Annotated in this window: 1 protein-coding gene; it reads right to left on the bottom strand. The window is 49.6% G+C overall.

Annotated elements, in window-relative coordinates:
- The coding region (locus NE664_14465; GenBank protein ID MCQ4727838.1) for a phage replisome organizer N-terminal domain-containing protein at positions 1 to 423 on the bottom strand (423 nt) is incomplete at both ends.

Below are 423 nucleotides of genomic sequence, written 5' to 3'. Positions count from 1 at the left end.
CTCTATCTCTGGTGGACGAATGTCGGACAAATGTCCGCCTTTTGTCCGGGGCGGAAAAAGTGCCTTGTTTTCCAGTCTTGCAGCCCGTTTCCGCTCGGCTTCGGTAGAGGACTGTCCTATCATCAGCTCAATGTCGGTCATATAGAAAGCCCCGCTGTCAAGCTGCTCCACAAGCCCCAACTGCCGGAAAATCTCTAAAGCCCTCTCAACCGTCCCTATCTGGTGGCGGGTCAGTGTCTCTATCATCTGCGCTGTGTAGGGGATATGCTCGTCAAGCTGCAATTTCCCGCCGTTTTTCAGCGATTTTAAGAACAGCTTCAAGAGGATATTGGAGTATAAAATCCCGTCTTTCATATCTTCCAGCAGCACAATGGAGTCGCTGTCAAAAAAGTTCTCTTTCAGCTTGAGGTAGTAATACTTGCG

Origin of the sequence: Anaerotignum faecicola, assembly GCA_024460105.1 — a bacterium.
Classification (GTDB): domain Bacteria; phylum Bacillota; class Clostridia; order Lachnospirales; family Anaerotignaceae; genus JANFXS01.
Note: the sequence above shows the minus strand (reverse complement) of the source record. Positions and strands in the feature narration are given on the sequence as shown.